This is a genomic window from Vibrio fujianensis, assembly GCF_002749895.1.
Taxonomy (GTDB): Bacteria; Pseudomonadota; Gammaproteobacteria; order Enterobacterales; family Vibrionaceae; genus Vibrio; species Vibrio fujianensis.
The window spans coordinates 265744-266759 of the sequence record NZ_NBUS01000040.1; the positions used below are offsets into that span (position 1 = coordinate 265744).

General features: G+C 43.8%; 1 protein-coding gene. It reads left to right on the plus strand.

Going from position 1 to position 1016, the window contains the following annotated elements:
• Positions 1-1016, plus strand: a 1016-nt coding sequence (locus B7C60_RS18230; RefSeq protein ID WP_245868780.1) for a cation-translocating P-type ATPase, incomplete at both ends; no start/stop codon positions are given.

The following is a 1016-nucleotide window of genomic DNA, read 5'->3' on the forward strand; positions in this document are numbered from 1 at the left end:
CTTATGGCGAGCTAGATGAGGGATGGAAAGGAAATTGTGCATTTGAACATTTACTACGAGCTGGATTATTGAATAATGACTCTCGCTTATTAGAAAAAAACGAGCGTTGGTTCGTTGAGGGCGATCCCACCGAAGGGGCCTTAATTACCTGTGCTCTGAAAGCAGGGTTCGAGACTCATGATAGCCAACAATGTTATCCGCGTTTAGATACCATTCCTTTTGAATCAGATCGCCAGTATATGGCGACCCTGCACCATTTTGATGACGATAGAAATATTATTTACCTGAAAGGATCGGTCGAGCAGATCAGCCGTCGCTGTCGTCAACAATTAACTGCAGAAGGACATTTGACGGCGTTTAATCTTACACAAGTCAATGAACAGGTTACTCAATGGGCGAGTCAAGGTTTACGTGTCCTCGCTTTTGCGATGCAGTGGGTTGATAAAGAGGAAAAAAATCTACAACGCTTTAATCACCAAGAGGCAGAAAAAAACTTGGTATTCATTGGCCTCCAAGCCATGATTGATCCGCCTCGTTCAGAAGCGATTCATGCGGTTGAAATTTGCCAGAAAGCGGGAGTAAAAGTAAAAATGATCACGGGGGATCATGCTCTAACAGCTCAAGCTATTGCGTCGAAAATTGGTATCATCAGTGCTCCCGGTTCACGATTTGGTTCGGTATTGACTGGCCAACAATTGAATGAATTGAATGATGAAGAGTTTAAACTTGCTTGCCATGAAGTCTCGATTTTTGCTCGTGTTGCACCAGAACAAAAATTACAGTTAGTGACGGCACTGCAAGCTCATCAATGGGTTGTCGCAATGACGGGAGATGGTGTTAATGATGCCCCAGCATTGAAGCAAGCTGATATTGGAATTGCGATGGGTATTAGTGGCACAGAAGTTGCGAAAGAAGCCTCCGATATGGTGCTAACTGATGACAACTTCTCATCGATTGAGGCGGCAGTGGAAGAGGGGCGTAATGTTTTCGATAATCTTACAAAATTTATCACTTGG